General features: G+C 46.5%; 23 protein-coding genes. 19 read left to right on the top strand and 4 right to left on the bottom strand.

What is annotated here, in order from left to right:
- Positions 1-68 precede the first annotated feature (68 nt).
- From katG to folE2, 9 genes are all read left to right on the top strand, one after another.
- Positions 69-2,237, top strand: coding sequence for a catalase/peroxidase HPI (gene katG / locus THIAE_RS01885; RefSeq protein WP_006459806.1), 2,169 nt, complete (start codon positions 69-71; stop codon positions 2,235-2,237).
- An 84-nt stretch (positions 2,238-2,321) separates the two neighbouring features.
- Positions 2,322-3,107 (top strand): DUF429 domain-containing protein, encoded by a 786-nt coding sequence (locus THIAE_RS01880; RefSeq protein WP_006459805.1) that lies wholly within the window; start codon positions 2,322-2,324, stop codon positions 3,105-3,107.
- Between the two features lie 19 nt (positions 3,108-3,126).
- The gene (locus THIAE_RS01875) at positions 3,127-4,476 is read left to right on the top strand and encodes a TlpA disulfide reductase family protein (RefSeq protein ID WP_006459804.1); all 1,350 of its coding nucleotides are present in this window, start codon (positions 3,127-3,129) and stop codon (positions 4,474-4,476) included.
- 20 nt (positions 4,477-4,496) lie between these two features.
- A complete protein-coding gene (locus THIAE_RS01870; protein WP_275425065.1) occupies positions 4,497-4,865 on the top strand; it encodes a DUF2237 family protein in 369 nt (122 codons plus the stop codon).
- A gap of 25 nt (positions 4,866-4,890) precedes the next feature.
- Positions 4,891-5,937 (top strand): NADP(H)-dependent aldo-keto reductase, encoded by a 1,047-nt coding sequence (locus tag THIAE_RS01865; protein WP_006459802.1) that lies wholly within the window; start codon positions 4,891-4,893, stop codon positions 5,935-5,937.
- A gap of 147 nt (positions 5,938-6,084) precedes the next feature.
- Complete coding sequence (locus THIAE_RS01860) at positions 6,085-6,471, top strand: helix-turn-helix domain-containing protein (protein WP_006459801.1); 387 nt, start codon at positions 6,085-6,087, stop codon at positions 6,469-6,471.
- Positions 6,472-6,525: 54 nt separating this feature from the next.
- Positions 6,526-7,875, top strand: coding sequence for an FAD-dependent oxidoreductase (locus THIAE_RS01855; RefSeq protein WP_006459800.1), 1,350 nt, complete (start codon positions 6,526-6,528; stop codon positions 7,873-7,875).
- On the top strand, positions 7,856-8,920 hold the full coding sequence (locus tag THIAE_RS01850) for a CobW family GTP-binding protein (protein WP_006459799.1): 1,065 nt from the start codon (positions 7,856-7,858) through the stop codon (positions 8,918-8,920). Before THIAE_RS01855 ends, THIAE_RS01850 begins: the two co-directional genes overlap by 20 nt.
- Before the next feature lie 85 nt (positions 8,921-9,005).
- Positions 9,006-9,956 carry a GTP cyclohydrolase FolE2 gene (folE2, locus tag THIAE_RS01845; protein WP_006459798.1) on the top strand — a complete coding sequence of 317 codons (951 nt, stop codon included), beginning with the start codon at positions 9,006-9,008 and terminating at the stop codon, positions 9,954-9,956.
- 59 nt (positions 9,957-10,015) lie between these two features.
- On the opposite strand, the gene THIAE_RS01840 is transcribed toward folE2, so the two are convergent.
- From THIAE_RS01840 to yidD, 3 genes are all read right to left on the bottom strand, one after another.
- Positions 10,016-12,058 carry a methyl-accepting chemotaxis protein gene (locus THIAE_RS01840; protein WP_006459797.1) on the bottom strand — a complete coding sequence of 681 codons (2,043 nt, stop codon included), beginning with the start codon at positions 12,056-12,058 and terminating at the stop codon, positions 10,016-10,018.
- Positions 12,045-12,677, bottom strand: a complete 633-nt coding sequence (locus THIAE_RS01835; RefSeq protein ID WP_006459796.1) for an SCO family protein — start codon at positions 12,675-12,677, stop codon at positions 12,045-12,047. Before THIAE_RS01835 ends, THIAE_RS01840 begins: the two co-directional genes overlap by 14 nt.
- A gap of 84 nt (positions 12,678-12,761) precedes the next feature.
- Positions 12,762-13,091 (bottom strand): membrane protein insertion efficiency factor YidD, encoded by a 330-nt coding sequence (gene yidD, locus THIAE_RS01830; RefSeq protein ID WP_006459795.1) that lies wholly within the window; start codon positions 13,089-13,091, stop codon positions 12,762-12,764.
- Positions 13,092-13,172: 81 nt separating this feature from the next.
- Here yidD and proC point away from each other — a divergent pair, with 81 nt between their 5' ends.
- The 10 genes from proC (at position 13,173) to THIAE_RS01780 (ending at position 20,561) form a co-directional block, all read left to right on the top strand.
- Positions 13,173-14,003, top strand: coding sequence for a pyrroline-5-carboxylate reductase (proC, locus tag THIAE_RS01825; RefSeq protein WP_006459794.1), 831 nt, complete (start codon positions 13,173-13,175; stop codon positions 14,001-14,003).
- The gene (locus THIAE_RS01820; RefSeq protein ID WP_006459793.1) at positions 14,000-14,569 is read left to right on the top strand and encodes a YggT family protein; all 570 of its coding nucleotides are present in this window, start codon (positions 14,000-14,002) and stop codon (positions 14,567-14,569) included. Before proC ends, THIAE_RS01820 begins: the two co-directional genes overlap by 4 nt.
- Positions 14,570-14,587: 18 nt before the next feature.
- A complete protein-coding gene (metX, locus tag THIAE_RS01815) occupies positions 14,588-15,721 on the top strand; it encodes a homoserine O-succinyltransferase MetX (RefSeq protein ID WP_006459792.1) in 1,134 nt (377 codons plus the stop codon).
- A complete protein-coding gene (metW, locus tag THIAE_RS01810) occupies positions 15,718-16,353 on the top strand; it encodes a methionine biosynthesis protein MetW (protein ID WP_006459791.1) in 636 nt (211 codons plus the stop codon). The genes metX and metW overlap by 4 nt, the downstream gene beginning before the upstream one ends.
- Positions 16,350-17,270, top strand: coding sequence for a PilZ domain-containing protein (locus tag THIAE_RS01805; protein WP_084332754.1), 921 nt, complete (start codon positions 16,350-16,352; stop codon positions 17,268-17,270). Before metW ends, THIAE_RS01805 begins: the two co-directional genes overlap by 4 nt.
- 30 nt (positions 17,271-17,300) lie before the next feature.
- On the top strand, positions 17,301-17,723 hold the full coding sequence (locus tag THIAE_RS01800; protein ID WP_006459789.1) for a hypothetical protein: 423 nt from the start codon (positions 17,301-17,303) through the stop codon (positions 17,721-17,723).
- Between the two features lie 65 nt (positions 17,724-17,788).
- Positions 17,789-18,466, top strand: a complete 678-nt coding sequence (gene radC, locus THIAE_RS01795; protein WP_006459788.1) for a RadC family protein — start codon at positions 17,789-17,791, stop codon at positions 18,464-18,466.
- Between the two features lie 150 nt (positions 18,467-18,616).
- Positions 18,617-18,853, top strand: a complete 237-nt coding sequence (rpmB, locus tag THIAE_RS01790) for a 50S ribosomal protein L28 (RefSeq protein WP_006459787.1) — start codon at positions 18,617-18,619, stop codon at positions 18,851-18,853.
- Between the two features lie 12 nt (positions 18,854-18,865).
- On the top strand, positions 18,866-19,021 hold the full coding sequence (gene rpmG / locus THIAE_RS01785; protein ID WP_006459786.1) for a 50S ribosomal protein L33: 156 nt from the start codon (positions 18,866-18,868) through the stop codon (positions 19,019-19,021).
- A 106-nt stretch (positions 19,022-19,127) separates the two neighbouring features.
- Positions 19,128-20,561: a bifunctional ADP-dependent NAD(P)H-hydrate dehydratase/NAD(P)H-hydrate epimerase gene (locus tag THIAE_RS01780; protein WP_006459785.1), complete on the top strand. Its 1,434-nt coding sequence runs from the start codon at positions 19,128-19,130 to the stop codon at positions 20,559-20,561.
- 16 nt (positions 20,562-20,577) lie between these two features.
- On the opposite strand, the gene THIAE_RS01775 is transcribed toward THIAE_RS01780, so the two are convergent.
- Positions 20,578-21,603: a zinc-binding metallopeptidase family protein gene (locus THIAE_RS01775; RefSeq protein WP_006459784.1), complete on the bottom strand. Its 1,026-nt coding sequence runs from the start codon at positions 21,601-21,603 to the stop codon at positions 20,578-20,580.
- Positions 21,604-21,637: the final 34 nt, after the last annotated feature.

Below are 21,637 nucleotides of genomic sequence, written 5' to 3'. Positions count from 1 at the left end.
TTACAATGAAAAACAAGTCAGCGGGTCTACACCTTCTGCACGGTCTTATCACAACAGAGGAGATAACCATGGAACACAATCAATCTGCAGGTAAATGCCCGGTTATGCACGGGGCCAACAGTCAAATGGGGACATCTGCGATGTCTTTTTGGCCTAACGCCCTGAACTTGGACATTCTGCATCAGCATGATTCAAAAGTTAATCCGATGGACCCCGATTTTGATTACCGCGAAGAGGTTAAAAAACTTGACTTCGATGCGCTTAAAAAAGATATGCATGATCTCATGACCCAAAGCCAGGACTGGTGGCCAGCTGACTGGGGTCACTACGGCGGTTTGATGATTCGTATGTCATGGCACGCAGCGGGTACCTACCGTATTGCAGACGGACGTGGCGGCGGCAGCACCGGTAACCAGCGCTTCGCTCCGCTAAACTCTTGGCCAGACAACGTTAACCTAGACAAAGCACGCCGTTTATTGTGGCCTATCAAAAAGAAATATGGCAACAAAGTAAGCTGGGCCGATTTATTAGTGCTTGCCGGTACGATTGCTTATGAAAACATGGGCTTGAAAACCTACGGCTTTGCATTTGGTCGTCCAGACATCTGGCATCCAGAAAAAGATATTTATTGGGGCGCTGAAAAAGAATTCTTAATGCCTTCTGATGAACGTTATGGCGATGTTGAAGATGCAGCGTCAATGGAAAACCCTCTTGCCGCGGTGCAAATGGGCTTAATTTACGTTAACCCAGAAGGGGTAAACGGTAAACCTGATCCACTTAAAACCGCGCACCATGTCCGCGAAACCTTTGCTCGTATGGCGATGAACGATGAAGAAACTGTTGCCTTGACGGCCGGTGGCCACACCGTTGGTAAATGTCACGGGAATGGTCGTGCTGAAAACCTTGGACCCGACCCAGAAGCCGCTGATCTAGATGAGCAAGGATTAGGCTGGAACAATAAAACTGGCCGTGGTGTTGGTCGTGACACCGTATCATCAGGTATTGAAGGAGCATGGACCACTCACCCAACCAAATGGGACAACGGTTACTTCTACTTGTTATTCAACTATGATTGGGAATTGAAAAAATCACCTGCCGGCGCATGGCAGTGGGAACCAATCAATATCAAAGAAGAAGACAAGCCGGTTGATGTTGAAGATCCGTCAATTCGCTATAACCCGATGATGACCGATGCCGATATGGCTATGATTAAGGATCCGATTTATCGTGAAATTTCGAAGAAATTCTACGATAACCCAGATTATTTCTCGGAAGTGTTTGCCCGCGCATGGTTCAAACTGACCCATCGCGATATGGGACCCCGTGTTCGCTACATTGGGCCAGATGCGCCAACTGAAGATTTAATTTGGCAAGATCCAGTTCATCCTGGCAAAGCGGACTATGATGTTGCAGCGGTTAAAGCAAAAATTGCCGCAACCGGTTTAAGTATCAGCGATAGAGTATCGACCGCATGGGACAGTGCACGTACTTTCCGTAACTCTGATCTTCGTGGTGGTGCTAACGGTGCGCGTATTCGCCTTGCGCCACAAAAAGATTGGGAAGGTAACGAACCTGCTCGTCTACAAGCTGTGCTCGCCAAACTAGAGCCTATTGCAGCCGAGTTTGGTATTTCAGTCGCCGATGTGATTGTCCTTGCGGGTAATCTTGGTGTTGAACAAGCGGCCGCAGCAGCGGGCGTTCAAGTTGAGGTGCCTTTTGCGCCAGGTCGTGGTGATGCCACACCTGAAATGACCGATGTAGAGTCCTTTGCAGTTCTAGAGCCGATCCATGATGGTTTCCGTAACTGGGTCAAAAAAGACTATGCGGTACAACCAGAAGAATTGTTGCTAGACCGTGCGCAATTAATGGGCTTAACCGCGCATGAAATGACCTGCTTAATCGGTGGTATGCGTGTGCTAGGTACCAACCATGGTGGTAGCAAGCATGGGGTGTTTACAGACCAAGTCGGTGCGCTAACCAATGATTTCTTTGTGACTCTGACTGACATGGCTTACAGCTGGAAGCCTGCAAGCAAGTCGCATTTTGACATTGTTGATCGCAAAACCGGTGCCACTAAATTCACTGCCACGCGCGTGGACTTAGTGTTTGGTTCAAACTCGATTTTGCGTAGCTATGCTGAAGTCTATGCTCAAGACGATAACAAACAAAAATTTGTTAACGATTTTGTTGCCGCATGGACCAAGGTTATGAACGCGGATCGTTTTGATCTAGAATAAGATTAGCGTTTTTTAGTTATCTTAGCCGAACCCTGTACCCATATTGGGTACAGGGTTTTTTATGCGCGCTCTTTGCACCTTTAAATGCTAGGATTAAGCTATGATCCAGATAAAATTTTGAAGGTGGGTATGAATTATTTTGCACTCGGCTGGGATGTAGGCGGTTGGAATTGCGATAAAAATCCAAGCAGTCGCGATGCGTTAGTATTGCTAGACTCGCAACATCAACAAGTTGGTCAGAGCTGGCGTGGCAATTTGCGTGAACATATTAATGCTTCACCCAATCACCAGGCCTGGTTAAGCCAAGCCGCATCGTTACTGGCACTGCCGGCTGATTTTTTTGAGCAACATCCCCATCCTGTTTATTTGGGCATTGATACCCCGCTGGGGGTGTCCGTAGCCTGGCAAGAGCTGATTATTCAATTTAAACCCGTTGCACAGATTGAAGACTCGGCCAGCAATCCCTATTTATATCGTTATACTGAACGCTGGTTATTAGCCCGAGGCCATACGCCACTTTCTGCTATTAAAGATATGATTGGTAGTCAAGCTACCAAGGGGCGGCATTTGTTAGCTAAGATTGCCTCCTATCAAGCCAGTTGCGGGATTTGGCAAGATGCGACTGGAACGCTGAGTGCGTTTGAGGTGTACCCAAGCCTCGCCAAAAAATCGCCAAGTTTACAACGGGCTTTTGGCCAAATTAGTTGGCAGCAGGCCTGCCCCGAACCAGGAGATGTGTATGATGCAGCCTATTGCGCCCTGGTCGCCGCTTGTTTAGCAAGCCAACCCGACCAATTAGCCCAACCACCGAAAGACACGCCCTGGTCGGAAGGTTGGATTTTTGTACCCTGTGATAGTATTAACGAATGATTAATAAACCACAACGCTCATGAGATTGAACTTACTCCATTCATTAGCAGGCCTGCTATACAAGCCCGTCACTAAAGCCACGCTCTTTCTATGCGTATGGCTAAGTTTTGTCAGTCTGGTCGGCCTTAATAAACCCGCCCAAGCCATGCCAGCGCCTTTAGCGGACTGGTCAACAAATCAGCAAATTGACATTCACTATGTGGCTGCCCGCGCACCGCGCCAAGGCCAGCTACTTTGGCTGCCCTCCGAATATGGTCGCCTGGATAGTGAGCTCGAACTCGCACAAACCCTCGCTGAACAGGGGTTTGACAGTATTATGCCTGATTTTTTCAATAGCCTCATGCAAGTCGCCAGTCGTGATAACTTTAACCTGATCGCGCCTGAACGCTGGCTAAGCTTGATCCAAACCAGCCATCAAGTTGCGCCAGAGGGACTAGCTACCTGGATTATCGCGCCCAATCGCGCTGCGGCTGCCGCACTTGAAGCCCTCGCTCACTATCAACAAACCGCGCAATCCCAGCTGGGGCTGATTTTAATTAACCCTGATTTATTCATCACCACGCCTGAACCAGGACAAGTTGCTGAGTATCTTCCCGCAGTCAGTGCCACCCATCTCCCGATTTATATTTTGCAAGCCGAACTCTCACCCTGGCGCTGGCAGTTAATAGAACTCGTCCAAAAACTGGAACAAAGCGGTAGTGAAAGCTATATTCATCTATTAGCAGGCCTGCGAGATCGTTTTTATTTTCGCCCCGATGCTACCGCATTCGAACAACACGCCACCCAACATCTCAGTCAGCAGATTCTTCGCGCCAGCCAGTTGCTCTTGCCGCTCATGCAAACCGCGCGGCAAAGCGCGCCACTGGCCGCCACATCAGAGCAGAAGCTTACAGTTAGCACGGCAACAGCGACCGCTGAAGCCACCCCTGCTCGACTGCAGCTATACCGTGGTGAACAAGGACGCGACTTTAATTTAATAGACTTGAATGGCCAAACGCATCAACTCAGTGATTACAAAGGCCAAGTGGTATTGCTGAACTTTTGGGCGAGCTGGTGTCCGCCCTGCTTATATGAAATGCCCTCGATGGCCCGACTCAAAAATCAATTTAGCGATGCAGATTTTGAAATTCTAGCCGTCAACTTGGCCGAACGATCTGAGGACTTTGCGCAATTTTTAGCCGACAACCCGGTCAATTTTCCCATCTTGCTTGACCCCGCTGGCAGTGCGATTCAAACCTGGCGCATTTTGGCTTATCCGACGACCTATTTAATTGATCGCCAAGGGCAATTGCGTTATGCCCTGATTGGTGGCATCGAATGGGATGAACCTGAGCCGGTTGCCGCAGTCAAACGCTTGCTTAAAGAATAAACAATTTAAAACATAGGACAGTGCACATGAAACGTAATCTACTCGGCGAACCACTAGAACCCTGCTCACACATGCCGCTTACTGGATTTTATCGCGATGGTTTGTGCCGAACCGATGATCTTGACCGAGGCCGTCATGTCGTATGCGCTCAAATGACCGACGAATTTCTGCGTTTTTCCAAACAACAAGGCAACGACCTTTCCACTCCGATTCACCCGCATTTTCCGGGTGTCAAGCCCGGAGAGTTCTGGTGCTTGTGTGCATTACGTTGGGTCGAAGCCTATCAAGCAGGTCTGGCACCCAAAATCCGCTTTGCGGCGACCGATCAAGCCCTGCTACAGTATATCGATATGGCCAGCCTGCGCCCTTATGCACTGGATATTAACTAGCGAACATTAACAAAAGGAACGTAACATGAAATATCGTCCGCTTGGCGACAGTGATATCAATGTCAGCGAAATTTGTTTAGGCACCATGACCTGGGGCGAACAAAATACAGAGTCCGAAGCCTTTGCTCAAATGGACTTTGCGCTGGAACAAGGCGTGACTTTTTGGGATACCGCTGAGCTTTATGCCGTGCCCCCCAAACCCGATACCTACGGTGCTACCGAACGGATTATTGGTCATTACTTTAAACAGCACGGGCGCCGTGACCAAGTTGTTTTAGCCAGTAAAATCGCCGGGCCGGGGGAATTTGTTCAGCATATTCGTAACGGCCAAACCCGCTTCACCCGTGAAACCCTCACCGAAGCCCTTGAGGCCTCGCTCACCCGTCTCAATACCGATTACCTAGACCTCTATCAATTGCACTGGCCAGAAAGACACACTAATTACTTTGGCCAACTCGGCTTTACCCCACCGACTGAAACGGAGCAAAACCTGACTCCCTTGGTTGAAACCCTGCGCACGCTAGCTGATTTAATCAAAGCTGGTAAGATTCGCAGTTACGGCTTGTCGAATGAAACGGCTTGGGGCACTATGAAGGTGATCGGCCTCTGTGATCAACTCGGCCTGCCCAAACCTGTTTCGGTACAAAACCCATACAACCTATTAAATCGCAGTTATGAAGTGGGTTTAGCGGAAGTGGCTTATCGAGAAAATGTGGGCTGCCTAGCTTATTCCCCACTGGCGTTTGGCGTCTTGACCGGTAAATACCGCCAAGGACAACGCCCTGAACATGCTCGTATTACCCTATTCCCCCGTTTCGATCGCTACTTTAACCCTCAAGCCGATGCGGCTACTGAAGCCTATGTTTCGTTGGCAGCCGAACTCGATCTTACTCCGACTCAGTTGGCGCTCGCTTATGTTAATAGCCGGCCATTTGTGACCAGTAATATTATTGGTGCCACCAATCTGGAACAGTTAGCTGAAAATATTGCCAGCCACCAAGTAAGCCTGTCCGATGATGCGCTTAAACAGATCGAAGCGATTCATCAGCGCTACCCCAACCCCGGTCCGTAAAACCACCGAAACACTCACTTAATGATAGAAAATAGTGCGCCATAACTCATATAAGGGCGCACTTTATCGATTTTACTCACCTAACAATCTTCACACACCTGTTAAAGCATACCACCATTTACTTACTTCTCTAAGGTATGCACCAAGATGGCTAAACCGCCTATTTGTAAAATTGATCAAGCGCTCGGTAAACGCATTCAACTCCGTCGAAAAGAACTGGGTTGCAGCGCTGAAAAACTATCCGAATCAATTGGAGTATCTCAACAACAATTTTCGCGCTATGAACGTGGCAATAGTAAATTAACAGCCAGTCAATTAATTAATATTGCTCATGCAACAGATACGCCTATTGGCTGGTTTTCTTTGGACATCCCACCAGACAAACCCTTCAGCCTGATTGCCGAAAACAACAATCAGTACCAATCCTTTGCCTCTCGAGAGCTTTTTAGCCGTATTGAGCAAGTTTGGCCAAGCCTCTCCATCGATCAACAACGCGCCGTTATCTCAGTGATAGATGCCTTTAAACTTAAGTAACCCGTCTTAAAATAATCTATAATTAACCATTATTAATTTACTTTGTGAAGATCAATGAAAAAACGTGTTTTTGACGTGGTCATCGTTGGCGGTGGCATTTCGGGTTGCGCACTCACCTATACGCTTGCGCGCTACACTAATATAAAATCGATTGCGCTCTTAGAAAAGTATGGCAATTTAGCCGCAGTCAACTCGAATGCGCGAAGCAATAGCCAAACCTTGCATTGTGGTGACATTGAAACCAACTATAGTTTAGCGAAAGCTGGGCAGGTTAAACGCCAAGCCAACATGCTGGTGCACTATGCCAAACAAGTTGAAAAAAATGACTTCTTGTTCAAGTTTCCAAAAATGATTTTGGCAGTAGGCGATGAAGAGTGCGAAAAACTCGCCAAGCGTCATGAAGAGTTTGCTGAAACCTTTCCCTACATGGAATTATGGGATGCCGCAAAAATCGCCGAAGTGGAGCCAAATGTTGCACTCGTGAATGGCCAACCTCGTCCAGAAAAAATTTTGGCATCGGGCTGTACTGATGAATATAGTGCCGTTAACTATGGCCTGATTGCCAAATCTTTTATTGCCAGCGCACGCAAACATTCATCAGATATTGCTATTCACCTAAGCACCCAAGCCCAAAAAATTCAAAAATTTGATGACCACTATGAAATTACCACGCCACAAGGCACCTTCATGTCGCGCTATGTAGTGGTATCAGCCGGTGCGCATAGTCTATTGCTCGCTAACCAACTAGGCCATGGCCTTGATCTATCGATCCTACCGATGGCCGGAAGTTTTTATTACACGCCCAAGCTACTCAATGGCAAGGTTTATACCATTCAAAACGACAAACTTCCCTTTGCCGCATTGCATGGTGATCCGGACCTCATTGAACCCAATAAAACCCGTTTTGGGCCTACTGCGCTGATGTTGCCAAAACTGGAACGCTACACCGGTGGCACCTATTGGGAATTTTGGAAAAGCTTAAAATTGGACTTCAAAGTCACTAAAGTATTTTGGGACTTAATGAAAGACAGTGACATCCGTAATTATATTTTCCGCAATTTTGCCTTTGAGATTCCAGGCATTCGTAAACGGTTATTTTTGAAAGATGCACGCAAAATTTTACCTGGCTTGCAATTAGACGATCTCCAATTTGCAGAGGGCGTTGGTGGCCTGCGCCCACAAGTGATTGACAAAACCAGTATGCAATTAAAACTCGGTGAAGCCAGCATTACCCCACAAGGCGAGAATCTGATTTTTAATATGACGCCCTCTCCTGGTGCCACCACCTGTTTATACAACGCGTATCGTGATACGCGCCGGATATGTCAAGGCCTAGGTCTAGAGCTTAAGCGTGAGCAACTCGTTAATGAGCTGCTAGAAGGCCATGATCTTTTCAGCGACTAAGCCGGTACCACCCTCCGCTCCCCATACCCTGCCAGTGTTAATCCTATCGGGATTACTTGGCAGTGGTAAAACCACTTTGCTTCGCCAACTTATTCAATCAAAACAGCAACAAGCACCTGCTGAAACCTGGCAGATTTTGCTCAATGACTTTGGCGAACTAAATCTTGACGCATCTCGATTAGCCACGGATGGCATCATCATCTCGCCGCTTGCCGGTGGCTGTATTTGTTGTACAGCCGAGCATTTATTTACTCGACAACTGCAACAACTCACTACCCAACAGCATCCAGACCGGCTCATTATTGAGCCGAGCGGCTTGGCTAACCCAGCAGCGATTATTCGCGCTATCCGTCGCTTTAATCAGCAACAATCTGATACTTTTTTTAAAATTATCCAGGTGATTACCCTCGTGGATGCCACCCAGTTTTCCGAGTCTTATTACCAACGTTCTGGTTTATTGCGCGATATGCTCAATCTGGCTGACCAAATCATTATTAGCAAGTCTGATTTAGTTTCAGCTCAACAGGCCGCAACCCAGCAGGCCTGGTTAAATCAAACGCTTCGACCCTCAAAACCAATTCATTTAAACTTAACGAGCGAACAACGAGCCGGTTGTTGGCAAGCGCCCCGCCAGAGCCTGAGCTTTCATTTACTTAATGACACCAACACACCACAACTTGGCCAAACCAGCCAAAGGGTTAAGTCCTCATTACCGAGCCTTGTGAACGCTCAAGTGAAACAAGGTGACATTAGCCTATTAAGTTGGCAAGGTGAGGCAGAACAGCTGTGGTCACGAACCCTGCTAAAGCAGCTGATGGCTGCCCCGCCCGCAGGCCTGCTACGTCTTAAAGGGATATTGCGCACCGGTAAAGACTGGCAAGCCGTCCAATGGAGCCCGTCCGGTCTCGATTTTGCTGACCAGGCCTGGTATTTAGATAACCGGCTTGAAATCCTTGTCGATTGGCCCTATGAAGTCTTTGAACAGGCACGAGCTGATTTTGAAGAAAAACTAAGTAAGTGCGTGCAAGTACGTGACCTTGTCTAGAAAGCTTGCTACTATGATGAGTCTTTTAACTTTTGCGTTACGAATAGTCTAAAACGTCATAACGCTGGCAACAGAAGGAAATTGCATGACTAAGCACATGCCCGATATCGCATGCCAACCTCACTCTATCCCGCAGCCCAAACTTAACTGGGTTGGTATGAGTGGTATTGAACTGCCTATACTGATTAACAGCGCGCATTCACCAATTCGCCTCTCCTCCACCACTCAAGCCTATGTCAACTTGGTAGACCCTACAAGCAAAGGCATTCATATGTCGCGCTTGTATCTGCTTCTCGACCAAATGGCGACCGAGCAAACCTTAACGCCTGCTCGCGTAAAAACCATTTTGGAAAAGTTCGTATCTTCCCACGAATTGTTAAGTGATCAAGCCTTTGTTGAATTCCGTTTTGATTATTATGAGCGCCGTTCATCCTTATTAAGTAGTAATGCCGGCTGGAAACACTATCCCGCTACCTTACGCGGCGAGCTAAATCAAGGTCAATTTCACTGCGAAATTAGTTTAGAGGTACCCTACTCATCAACCTGTCCGTGTTCAGCTGCGCTGTCGCGCCAATTGATCCAACAAGCCTTTGAAACGCAGTTTAAAGCGCAAGCATCACTTGACTACGAACAGGTATTCAATTGGTTAGGCACGCCGGAAGGCATTTGTGCTACCCCGCACAGTCAGCGTTCTTATGCGCAGGTGAAATTGGCTATTACTGATCATGATGATTTAGATTTTTCGCGCTGGATTAGCTTGATTGAAAATAGTCTGCAAACTCCCGTTCAAGCGGCAGTTAAACGTGAAGATGAGCAAGAATTTGCTCGCCTAAACGCGAGCAATTTGATGTTCTGTGAAGATGCCGCGCGTCGTTTACAAACCACGCTTAATGCTGAGCCTCATTTAACAGATTTTTGGGTAAGAGTAAATCACCTGGAAAGCTTGCATCCACATGATGCCGTGGCCATTGTGACTAAAGGTATTGATAAGGGCTATATTGCTGAGCCCAACTTGATGGGCTTGTTTCACCGTTAAAAACTATAAAGTAATAGGGTACTAGCCCTATTACTGTCATAACCCGCTATATCCCCGCACTAGAGGTTCGCAATTTGTTTTGTTTCTTCAGTCGGGTTCTTAGGCGTTCTAAAGAAACCTACTTCTACTTGCAGTCCTTTAGCTTTATCGTTTAAGTCTGAGGCATTGCGATCAGTTTGTTGCACCTTCTCAACACTTGCCTCCAACATATGCTGTAACTTCATTAGCAACTCACTCACCTGTTCAACATCGTTACGCTGACTTTGTGACACATCTGCAACCGAGCCGATCCGCAGCGTGACCTCTTCAATGGCTTGGCTAATTTCACCAAAGGTAGCGCCTGACTGAGCAACCAACTTCGTACCCTGCTCAATTTGCGACACACTCTGTCCAATTAACTGGCCTATATCCTTAGCCGCGTCAGCGGATTTCTGAGCCAAGGCACGCACTTCTGAGGCCACTACCGCAAAACCACGACCATGCTCACCCGCACGCGCCGCCTCCACCGCCGCATTGAGTGCCAACAGATTCGTTTGGAACGCAATACTGTCAATGAGGCTCACAATATCCGCAATCTTATGGCTCGACTGTTGAATCGCTTGAATCTCCTCAATCGTTTGATTCATAACTTCTTGACCCTGCTCAACTTTAGCACGCACCTGACGAGCAATTTTATCGGTTTCGGTGGTCGCCTCGGTATTCGCAATCAAGGTCTGCTTCATTTGTGACATTAAACTATTATTGTGCTTGATAGTTGCAACCTGTTCGCTAATTTGCCCCCTCAATTCATACGCGCCTTCACGAACCGAGTGCGCAATAACACTGACATAATTGGCATTTTCTAAGGACACATCGACGACATCTCGTAATTGATTTCTTGAATAATTAATTGAATTTTTAAGATCATGGAGTTGTCCCATAAACACGCCCGCCGGCAGATCTCTTACCAAGTCACCAGTCGCTTGGGCAGCAATAACCTCACTGATCATTTCGATTGAATTGGCCACGTTTTCAAGTGACTGGTTTATCAGCGTCTGTAGTGCGGCAAACTCGCCTTGGGCATCCATCACTAAACGTGACGAAAAATCTCCACCCGCCATAGCTTGCATAACACCATTCATTTGACTAAAGGTTTGCTGCAACTGTGCTACGGTATGCTGGGTATTACTCATCAATCGACCAAACTCGCCCTCTTGCAAGGCTACTTGCGCATCTAATTTAAACTCACCCGCTGCCAAATTACTAAAGGCCGCATTCAAATCTTTAAAGGTGACCGCTAAATTATCAGCGGATTGGTTAACTGCTTGCTTAATCTTGGCGAGATCGCCGTGATATTCACCCTTCACTCTAACCGATAAATCACCCTTTGATAATGCTTCCATAACCTGGCTAATCTCACCCAAGGCTTCAGAAGTTTGTGACATGGTTTTATCTAACGCATCAATAGTAGTAGTACGCTGAGTCACACTGGCTAGGGGGGCGCTAAATTGCTGTGTCCTAGCTATCTGATTGAGTGATCCTGATACCAAAGCATTCGATACAAAATCAGCTCGCATTAGGTGACCGAGATATATCAGCACACCCGCTTCAACCAACACAAAGGCAATATGTAATGCGGTAATATCCCAACTACAGCCGTAATTAAAGATCATCACCGGCATACCCATTAACGCGACCGACTCTAGCTGTAAGTAGGTCAAGGTAATATGATGAATCGCGCCCACCACCGCGGCAACAATAACCGGCAAATAGTCTCGATAGGCCAACAAAAAGGCGAGGGATGCGAAAATATGAAAGTGCATTTCAATTCGACCCATTTGGGCTTGAATCAAAATCGCCGAATTGAGCATTAAAGCGGCACCAACAAACAACGAAAAACCGCGCGTGCCTTTTAGGGTAATGTAAGCAGCCACTACCAGGCCTGCTAATAAACCCGATGCAATTAACGCAAAACTTTGCGTGTCATAGCCTATTGGCGCTAAAAACGCAGTTACTGGAAAGTGCGCAAGTAAAATAACCAGCATCAGTTTATCTGTTTTTAAACGGTCCTGTTTATCGGCTGCACCGACAATTTGATTTAAAGCATTACTAAGAGGTGGCATGATAATGTCCTTGCAAAAGTTGGGTTAATTCGTCTAGCATCCGTTCCGCATTTAAAAATCTACCGGTATAGGTTCTAACCCACTGACCGTTAGGATCAATCAAAAACATAAATGCTGCATGTTCTATTTCATAAGGCTGTATCCTGCTGGGCTGTTTGGCAAATGGCACATTAAACTGACGCGCTATGACCTGACCCGCCGCAAAATCGTGAGGGAGTGCGCCGTTAAAACGTGCACCCAGGCTATTGATACGACTTTCTAACACAGCTGGCGTGTCCCGTTCTGGATCCATCGTCATAAAGATAATATCAAAAGGCAAATCAGGACTTGCATTGCGATCTAACTGAAACAGTGTGGAGAGATGCGTCTGACAGACACCGTTACAGTTGAGATAACCTATGTAAAAATAAACATATTTTCCTGCAAAACGGTCAAGTGACAGCGGTTGACCAGTCGTATCAATCAGTGACCAACTTGGGGCGGGGCGGTCTACAACCAGACCATAGGCCTGATGATCAGACCACTTTGCAAGAGTTCCAGGCAGAATCAACATTACCCCCCAAAGTAATAAGGTCAAAGTTATAAACAGACCACTTAGCCACCACTGTTTTTTTGTCACCGTAAAGCCTTACCAATAAGAATCTTTGCCATTATGAACTAATTTGCACAACCTGGATGTTAAAATTTTTTTGTCAATTTTAGTTCATTTTTTAGTTTCGCTTTCTAAACATTTCTTACCCAAATGCAAAGGCCCAAGCTGGCACCCACACTCTGGCACAGGATCCACGCCACCCGGATTAGCAGGATGACACCGACTAATGCGCCGAATCGCTAACCAACTGCCATAAATCATACCGTGCGTCTTTAATGCATCAAGAGTGTAATGCGAGCAGGTGGGGTAAAAACGACAACGCGGCCCGAGCAGCGGACTAATAAAAAGTTGATAAAACTTAACCAAGCCCACGGCTAACCATAACAGTGGGTTATATTTTTTGACCCCAGACCAAACTTTCTTTAACAGATCATTACGCAAGGCTACGCCCTTTTAGAGTGAATTTTTGGCATAATGACACTAATTTTTTGATCACGCAAATATTTTGGAGACCCTGCCAACATGACAACTCGAATTGCATTTTTAGGTGCCGGCAATATGGCCAAAAGCCTGATCGGTGGTCTTATTGCCAGCGGCCACCCTGCCAAGGCGATAGTCGCAAGTGACAGACAAGCAGAACAGCTTGCAAACCTACAACAACATTATGGCATTGCAATTAGCGACAATAACGCCGAGCTCTTAGACCATGACCTCGTCGTCTTGGCTGTTAAACCACAACAACTCAAAGCGGTCTGCACTGAATTGGCACCTTTATTAATCCAGCGCAACCGCTTACCGCTATTCATTTCGATTGCAGCGGGCATTACCACCGATACACTATCGCGCTGGTTAGGTTTAGACTGTGCGATTGTACGCACCATGCCCAACACCCCTGCCCTGATTCAAACAGGTGCCACGGGCTTGTTTGCCAATGCACAGGTTACGCCTACTCAGCATGAACAAGCCGAACAAGTATTGCGTACAGCAGGCATTACGCTATGGGTTGAGGATGAATCCATGCTAGATGCAGTTACGGCTCTATCGGGCAGTGGTCCGGCCTATTTTTTCCTGTTTATGGAGGCCATGGTATCGGCCGGCAAAAATCTAGGCTTGCCCGCTGAAACGGCACAATTATTGACACTGCAAACCGCTTTAGGGGCCGCTAAAATGGCCCTTGAAAGTGATGTTGGCCTAACCGAACTGCGCGCTCGCGTCACCTCACCGAATGGCACCACTGAACAAGCGATTAAATCGTTCCAACAAGCACAACTTGACCAAACGGTTGCGCAAGCTATGCAAGCCGCCCATCGCCGCGCTCAAGAGCTCGCAAATGAATTAGGAGAACAAGCATGAGTCCCACTACCCAAGCAGGCCTGTTTCTTTTACAGTTCAGTGTCGGCATTATTGTTTTTGCATTAATGTTGCGATTCTTAATGCGCGCGACCTATACCGATTGGCGGAATCCGATCGTACAATTTATTGGCAAGGTCACCACCCCTATTTGCGCGCCCTTTAACTGGACGAACAAGCTAGGGCCACGGTGGGATTTAGCCGCGCTGATTGTGGCGGTCATTTTACAAGCCGCCCTCGCGGTCATGATTGGCTGGATGACCGGCCGCAGCTTTAGTGCCGGTTTTATTAGCTTGTTTGCGATCAGTGAAGTGCTTAATTTTTTATTTGATCTGGCATTTTGGCTTATTATTATTCAAGTTATCCTGAGTTGGTTAGCGCGCAGCAACAGTAACCCAAACCTCGATATCTTTCGCCAAATGACCGAACCGATGCTGGCACCGATTCGCCGTTTTATGCCGGATCTGGGTGGTTTTGATTTGTCACCTATCGTTGCGATTGCCGTGATTAAATTGAGTCAAATTTTAATTGTCGGTACAATTGCGCAATTCGCTAATACACTGGTATAAATTTTTGAGCAAACAACCATGACCGAGATTCACTACGTAAGGCCACAAATCCTGCATGTTACTACCCCACTGCAACTGGTCAGTGGGGCCGAACTACCCAGCTATGACTTGGTCTATGAAACCTATGGCGAACTCAACGTCGACGGCTCTAATGCTGTGCTTATATGCCATGCACTCAGTGGTGACCACCATGTCACGGGCTTTCATGAAGGCGATAATAAGCCTGGCTGGTGGCATGACTACATTGGTCCAGGCAAGCCAGTTGATACCAATGAGTTTTTTGTAGTCTGTTCAAACAACCTAGGCAGCTGTCGAGGTTCCAGTGGGCCGGCCACGATTAACCCAAACACCGGTAAGATCTATGGACCTGACTTTCCGATTGTAACCTGCCGTGATTGGGTAAATAGTCAAAACAGCCTGCGCCAACATTTAGGAATTAATCAGTGGGCAGCCGTTGTAGGCGGCTCAATGGGCGGCATGCAAGTGATGCAATGGGCGATTGATTATCCAGATAAGCTTCGCCACGCCTTAGTGATTGCCGCCGCACCCAAGTTAAGCGCTCAAAATATTGCCTTTAACGAAGTGGCACGCCGCGCGATCATGACCGATCCTGAGTTTCATGGTGGACGTTTTATTGAAGCGGGCACCACGCCTAAAGGTGGCTTGGCTCTCGCGAGAATGCTGGGGCATCTCACCTACTTGTCAGATGATATGATGGGCGCAAAATTCGGTCGCGAACTGCGTAGTGAAAGCCTCAAATATAGTTTTGATGTCGAGTTTCAAGTAGAAAGTTATTTACGCTATCAGGGTGAAAAATTTGCCACTAAGCAAAACTTTGACGCCAATACCTATTTACTGATGACCAAAGCCTTAGATTATTTTGACCCTGCGGCTGAGTTTAACAATGACTTAAGTGCCGCTTTTGCTCAAACGCAAGCGTCTTTTTTGGTGGTGTCTTTTACCTCAGATTGGCGCTTCTCGCCGGCTCGCTCGCGCGAAATTGTGCGCGCGTTATTAGATAACGATCATTCAGTCAGCTATGCCGAAATTGAGTCCGAACATGGCCACGATGCCTTTTTACTCCCGAATGCCCATTATGAAGGGATATTTCGCGCCTATATGAACCGCATCAAGCAGGAGTGGCACGCATGACTCTGAAGAACAGCACGCCCCTTAGCCCAGAGTTTCAACTCATCGCTAATTGGATTGAACCCAATACCCATGTGTTGGATTTAGGTTGCGGCGATGGCCAGCTTCTACAACACCTAATTAAAGATCGTCAGGTACGCGGCTATGGCATGGAGATAGATCCGCTTAAAACCGTGCAAGCCATGAACAACGGCCTGAATGTTATTCAAAGCAATCTTAACAGCGCTGACCTCACTGACTATTTTGACCCTAATTCATTTGACTATGTGATTATGACTCAAGCGTTACAAGTGGTGAGTCGCCCTGACATTTTGCTGAAAAGAATGCTAAAAATCGGGCGTGAATGTATTGTGACTTTTCCAAACTTTGGTCATTGGCGGATGCGCGCCCAGTTGTTATTTAAAGGAAGAATGCCTGAAACAGATACGCTACCCTATCACTGGTACGACACGCCGAATATTCACCTATGCACATTTAAGGACTTCGAAGCGCTTTGCGAGGCCAATAATATCGCTATTGTTGAAAAAGCCGTAGTCAACAATCAACACAAAAGCAACCTTGGCACCCGATTAATGCCCAACTTGCTGGGCGAGATTGCGCTTTATAAAATACAAACTAAACATAAAGTGCCATGAAAAGAAACGCTCGTAATGTACGTCGATTCTTTCGGATAAATATGCCGCTGAAATTCCACGTCACATCACGCTCTCCAATTACTGATCGTGATGTTTTGGCAACGGGTGCCGACTACTTCTCAATGAGCCGTCAAGATGAGATTAAACAACATAAAAACTTACTACAACAGGCCCTAAATCAACTACACGATAGATCTGGCACCATCAATGGGATATTCGATGAAATTCAAGGACACTTGAATTTTTTCGAGGAATGTTTAGTTGCGCTCTCCAAGGGCTACAATCTCACCAAAGAGGCTAATAACCTCTTTAAATTCAAAGCGTTTTTGGCCGGTTTTAGCAAAATTAAAAAACTACAAGCATCGGCTCCCAAAACTCATGATTACTTTCAGCTTATTGAAAGCAAGTATCTTTACTTTTTACGAAGATTAAACGAAACACTTACCCATTCAGACCCCAACACCTTCTATGCACCCAATCCAATACCGCTAGGTTTTAAATTAGATGATTTCTGTGCCCAGTCTCTAAACAAATATGACCCATCACCGCTCATGCAAGCTATTATTCAAACCAGCCTATTGTTAGCCATCTACTGTGACATCTACCGCCAGCTCTATGAAGACCACCTATTGCGCCATCACCCAGAATATTGGCAAACTGAAAGTACTAATATCAGTGCGAGTGGCATGGCACTAATGATAAAAAAAGCGTTTAAACTCCATGAAAAACTCGATGTACTCATTTATTTTGAAGACAATAACAAAGTGTTAACTTTTGAAGGGATTGTCGTTAACATACAAAAACAACCCGACCAATCCTTTGAACGAGTAGCAATCAACTTTGAACACGCACATGGCACCGATCAAACTTACCTGTTAGCTCAAATTCAAAAATATGAACTACAACAATGTTTCTAATTACCCAATAAAATAAATAAGTAACAGACTATGCCAGGCACGAGCCATCAACTAGAACGCCAGTTTCTCGATAATCTTAGCTTTAATGCTCGCCTGGCAGCAGAAGATATGCTGGCACAGGAACCTCTTCACAAACTCTTAAACTACTTAGATCACAAGATCGATGACTATTACCTTCAAACATACGCTGAAGTTAGACCAGATGAGTGGACAGATATCTTACAGTCCGTAATTTTATCAAAGCTCTCATACTTCGAATTCAACAAGCTGTTTAGTAATGACGAAATAGACAAGTGGTTTGAAATTGCTAAACTGGCTCTGCAAATCTCACACACCAACCAACATGAACTCTACAAACAGGTAGAAAAAGAGTACCCTACCTTTGCGAAAGTAGCTAAAACCGCTTTAATCATTAAACAACAACGGTTAAAAGAAGCAGAGGCCATTAAATAAAAATCTCCCATCCCTGGTAAAATCACTATAAAATAAGTATTAATACTTAACAATGGTAAGCTATTATGGGCATAAAAGAATGGCATCCGTTTGATCAGCCTCGAGAAAAACTGATTGCGTTTGGGGCGAGCAGTCTATCCGATGCAGAATTGCTCGCGATTTTTTTGCGCGTCGGTGTAAAGGGCAAAAGCGCCGTCACCTTGGCACAAGATTTATTGGACGAATTTGGCGACTTACATAGTCTACTCACCGCTGAGCAAAGTTATTTTTGCCAAGCCAAAGGCTTGGGCGTTGCTAAATATGCCCAATTGCGCGCGGTATTAGAAATGTCGCGGCGACACTTTGAAAGTGGCCTGAAAAAAGGCGACACCATGAATGCGCCCGAACTCAGCGCTCAGTATTTTATGCAGCAAATTGGCCATAGCCAGCGTGAACAATTTGGCTTGATGCTGCTGGACCAACAACACCAAATGATTGCTTTTGAAATCGTATTTTGGGGTACGGTCAACCAAGCCAGCGTGCATCCTCGTGAGTTAGTAAAATTAGCGCTAAAACACAATGCGGCAGCAGCGATTATTACCCACAATCACCCATCGGGCAAACCCCACCCGAGCCAGGCTGATCGCAGTATAACGGCCACGATTAAAGAAGCTTTTGCATTGGTTGAAGTGAGGTTACTTGATCACATTATTGTCGGTGATCATGGTCGCTGGCACTCTATGGCACAAGCCGGCGAGATATAAATAAATAACACTTGCAATCCAAAGCCGATTTATGGATAATGCGTCATTCTTGTTTTTGGGTAATTTTTTACCACAATGTAGAATTTTTGAAAGCGCAATTTAGCGCCTTCTAATTTAGTGTAAAATCTTTAAAGATTAGGGGATTGAGAGATGTCTAGAGTTTGCCAAGTCACAGGAAAACGCCCTGCGGTCGGTAATAACGTTTCCCACTCTCACCGTAAAACACGTCGTCGTTTTTTACCAAATTTACAAGCGCACCGTTTTTGGGTTGAGTCTGAAAACCGTTTTGTAAAACTACGCTTAACGCCAGCCGCTATGCGTACTATCGATAAGAACGGCATCGAGTCAGTGCTTGCAGAAATGCGTGCACGTGGTGAGAAGGTTTAATAGGAGACGGTTATGCGCGATAAAATTAAACTAGTTTCTTCAGCGGGTACAGGTTACTTCTACACCACTGATAAAAACAAACGCACCATGGCGGGCAAGTTTGAAATCAAAAAATACGACCCAGTGGTTCGTAAGCACGTCATGTTTAAAGAAGCGAAAATCAAGTAATTTATTATTCGATTGTTCGTACTAAAGAAACCGGCTTCATGCCGGTTTTTTTATAGCTAAAACTATGCTTTAATCGAATTATTACCGACGACCATTGAGGCCTGTTATGTTGCCATTATTCACCCCACATCAAACCCAGGCTATTGACCAGCTCGCCCAAAAACAACTCGGTGACGATGGTTGGGAGCTGATGAATCGTGCCGCTAAGCAGGCCTGGTTATTAGCTGAACGTCTATGGCCACAGGCAAAAAACTGCTACATTTTGGTCGGGCCAGGTAAAAATGGCGGCGACGGCTATCTTGTTGCCCAATATGCCAAACAAGCCGGCAAACAAGTTACCGTCTGCCAAATCACTCCACCCAAATCACGCCTAGCCCAACACGCTGCACAACAAATTAACGAACTAGGCATTCCGGTCACCGGCTTTTCAGCCCAATCCCTATTAGACGCTGATTTAGTAATTGATGCGCTATTTGGTATTGGCCTTAATCGACCATTAGGCGAGCCCTGGAACCTGATTACTCAAGCGGTTAATCTAGCGGAAAAACCAGTCTTAGCCTTAGATTGTCCATCGGGATTGGATTGTGCAACCGGTCTGGCACACACCGATACGATCAACGCCAGCCATACTGCCGCCTTTATCTGCCATAAACTAGGCTATTATCAGCTCGATGGGCGAGATAAGTGTGGGCAAATTCATCTTTGCGATCTTAATCTCGATCCCAAGTTACTTTATACCTTTGCAGCAGAAGCGCATGCGCCCGATATCGCTGACATCCGCCCGCCTAAACGCAAACATTCATCCCACAAAAGACGCTACGGTACGGCGTTATTAATCGGTGGCGACTTTGGCATGATGGGCGCGATTGCATTGGCAAGCCAGGCTTGCTTGCGCGCGGGAGCGGGATTAGTTAAAGTCATCAGCCGCGCGGAACATCAAATCGCCTTAACCCAAATGCAGCCCGAGCTCATGGTCAGCAACGACACAGCACTTGCTCAACAATTAGCACAAGCAACAACCATTGCCATTGGACCAGGACTCGGCCAAAGCGACTGGGCGTGGCGTTTATTTGAGCAGGCCTGCCAAGCCAACAAACCGCTCATTATAGATGCCGATGCGCTCAATTGTTTAGCCCACCGCCCTAGCCACTATCACCGTTGGATTTTAACGCCACACCCGAAAGAAGCGGCACGATTGCTTAAACAATCCGTCGCCCAAGTTCAGCAGGACCGGATTGCCGCCGTTAAAGCCCTGTATAAACGCTATGGCGGCGTGATTGTATTAAAAGGCACGGGGACACTTATTTATGATGGCCAAGACATGATAGTCTGCCGCTACGGTAATGGTGGCATGGCAAAAGGCGGTATGGGCGATGTGTTAACGGGTTTAATAGCAGGCCTGGTTGCGCAAGGACTAGAGCTCGGTTTTGCAGCACAGCTCGGTGTGCTACAACACGCCACCACTGCTGATCAATTAGCACAGACTCGTGGTGAATATAGCTATTTACCCAGCGACCTCTGCCAAAACTGGCAAATATAGAAGTACAGCAAAGCTATTAAATACGCGCCTGACTGTCGATTAAATCATCAATAAACCGCAATTTACTCATCACAATCGGGCTTAGCACAAACGGATAGGGATCGGCTAAGCCCATACTGCGATTCAGCGCATTCATCACCTTGACAACCTTGAGCCATTCCTTTACCCAAAGTTCAAAATCATGACGCGCCTGCACATAGTCCGTTAAGCCATACATGCGCGCGGTTTCCAGCGTATCGGTAATATGTAAATAATGCGCCCAGGTTTCCGCCCAATCTTCAAAGGGATGGGAACTGGCATAGGCACTTATAAAACTGACCTGCCAGTTACGCTGCGGACCATATTGGTAATAACTGCGCAACGCTTGACCATAATCAAACCGCTCATCACCAAAGACCCGGCGAAACTGCACTAAACTTTCGGATTTTAGCAGGCGCTCCCAATAGTAATGGCCGACTTCATGACGAAAATGACCCAGCAAACTACGATAAGGCTCATTCATCTGCTCTTTCATCGCATGTAAAAACCCTTCATCGGCCTCGGCCGCATTGAGGGTAATCAAACCGTGACTATGACCGGTTAGCACAAACTCTAAATCAACATTCGGGTTGGTGCGCTGGTCTTCCAAAAAATTAAAGCGAAGGCCATTTATAATATCGGGAGCACCACGGGTATCTAAGCCCAACGAAATCAGGGTATCAAATAAACGCCGCTTGGCTTCTTCTAATCGCCGCCAGCGTAACGGGTTTTTGGGTTGGTTTTGATCTGGAATAATATGGGTGGTACGACACGAAATACATTGATGATGCGGGTCATCAAGCGCCAACAACCAATTACAACGCACAGGCTCATGATGATTATCACAGACCTTAAAGCGTTTTTCCGCCCCATTTGGAAGCTCGGCAATAAAGACACGGCCGTCGCGACGCCCACAATATAAATGACGCTTACTTGGGTCAAACCCCAACTCTTTGCCGCACGCCACACAATGGGTATCGGCAAAATAGACCTCCTGACCACAATTACAATAAAATCGTTGCATGCCTATCCTTTTTCTTTTGACGCTCGATTATCCA

This window comes from Thiomicrospira aerophila AL3 (genome assembly GCF_000227665.2).
In the GTDB taxonomy this organism is placed as follows: domain Bacteria; phylum Pseudomonadota; class Gammaproteobacteria; order Thiomicrospirales; family Thiomicrospiraceae; genus Thiomicrospira; species Thiomicrospira aerophila.
This window is presented reverse-complemented; position numbering and strand designations above follow the sequence as displayed.

Excerpts from the sequence above, each read along its gene's own strand:
- metW (WP_006459791.1), top strand. The coding sequence starts at position 15,718 with ATGACTCTGAAGAACAGCACGCCCCTTAGCCCAGAGTTTCAACTCATC.
- metX (WP_006459792.1), top strand. The coding sequence starts at position 14,588 with ATGACCGAGATTCACTACGTAAGGCCACAAATCCTGCATGTTACTACC.
- THIAE_RS01800 (WP_006459789.1), top strand. The coding sequence starts at position 17,301 with ATGCCAGGCACGAGCCATCAACTAGAACGCCAGTTTCTCGATAATCTT.
- THIAE_RS01860 (WP_006459801.1), top strand. The coding sequence starts at position 6,085 with ATGGCTAAACCGCCTATTTGTAAAATTGATCAAGCGCTCGGTAAACGC.
- THIAE_RS01850 (WP_006459799.1), top strand. The coding sequence starts at position 7,856 with ATGATCTTTTCAGCGACTAAGCCGGTACCACCCTCCGCTCCCCATACC.
- THIAE_RS01880 (WP_006459805.1), top strand. The coding sequence starts at position 2,322 with ATGCTAGGATTAAGCTATGATCCAGATAAAATTTTGAAGGTGGGTATG.
- katG (WP_006459806.1), top strand. The coding sequence starts at position 69 with ATGGAACACAATCAATCTGCAGGTAAATGCCCGGTTATGCACGGGGCC.
- THIAE_RS01840 (WP_006459797.1), bottom strand. The coding sequence starts at position 12,058 with ATGCCACCTCTTAGTAATGCTTTAAATCAAATTGTCGGTGCAGCCGAT.
- THIAE_RS01855 (WP_006459800.1), top strand. The coding sequence starts at position 6,526 with ATGAAAAAACGTGTTTTTGACGTGGTCATCGTTGGCGGTGGCATTTCG.
- rpmG (WP_006459786.1), top strand. The coding sequence starts at position 18,866 with ATGCGCGATAAAATTAAACTAGTTTCTTCAGCGGGTACAGGTTACTTC.
- THIAE_RS01775 (WP_006459784.1), bottom strand. The coding sequence starts at position 21,603 with ATGCAACGATTTTATTGTAATTGTGGTCAGGAGGTCTATTTTGCCGAT.
- rpmB (WP_006459787.1), top strand. The coding sequence starts at position 18,617 with ATGTCTAGAGTTTGCCAAGTCACAGGAAAACGCCCTGCGGTCGGTAAT.
- THIAE_RS01805 (WP_084332754.1), top strand. The coding sequence starts at position 16,350 with ATGAAAAGAAACGCTCGTAATGTACGTCGATTCTTTCGGATAAATATG.
- THIAE_RS01875 (WP_006459804.1), top strand. The coding sequence starts at position 3,127 with ATGAGATTGAACTTACTCCATTCATTAGCAGGCCTGCTATACAAGCCC.
- radC (WP_006459788.1), top strand. The coding sequence starts at position 17,789 with ATGGGCATAAAAGAATGGCATCCGTTTGATCAGCCTCGAGAAAAACTG.
- folE2 (WP_006459798.1), top strand. The coding sequence starts at position 9,006 with ATGACTAAGCACATGCCCGATATCGCATGCCAACCTCACTCTATCCCG.
- THIAE_RS01780 (WP_006459785.1), top strand. The coding sequence starts at position 19,128 with ATGTTGCCATTATTCACCCCACATCAAACCCAGGCTATTGACCAGCTC.
- THIAE_RS01865 (WP_006459802.1), top strand. The coding sequence starts at position 4,891 with ATGAAATATCGTCCGCTTGGCGACAGTGATATCAATGTCAGCGAAATT.
- THIAE_RS01820 (WP_006459793.1), top strand. The coding sequence starts at position 14,000 with ATGAGTCCCACTACCCAAGCAGGCCTGTTTCTTTTACAGTTCAGTGTC.
- proC (WP_006459794.1), top strand. The coding sequence starts at position 13,173 with ATGACAACTCGAATTGCATTTTTAGGTGCCGGCAATATGGCCAAAAGC.